The 249-nt window shown below is 31.3% G+C and carries 1 protein-coding gene; it reads right to left on the reverse strand.

Annotated features, from left to right (window positions below):
* On the reverse strand, positions 1-116 hold a 116-nt coding region (locus GQ590_RS12195), incomplete at its 3' end, for an RHS repeat-associated core domain-containing protein (RefSeq protein ID WP_337189583.1).
* Positions 117-249 lie beyond the last annotated feature (133 nt).

Consider the following 249-nt stretch of genomic DNA (forward strand, 5'->3'; position numbering starts at 1 on the left):
TTACCCGCCAGTTTTATGGGATCTTGGCTTATATATAAGCCGGTTTCAGGATTATAATACCTAAACCGATTATAATAAAGCCCCGTTTCTACATCCTCAGAATTTGGTGACAGAATTAACCGTCACTTTTAACGGATAAATACACAAAATTTAGGATAGGGTCGTTTTATTATTATTTTTTGACTTTGTTATTTAATAATTCTTACATCCACTTTCTCTTTTAAGCTATCTATTAAAGTGTAATCAGTA

The organism is Gilliamella sp. Lep-s35, from assembly GCF_009795845.1.
Classification (GTDB): Bacteria; Pseudomonadota; Gammaproteobacteria; order Enterobacterales; family Orbaceae; genus Gilliamella.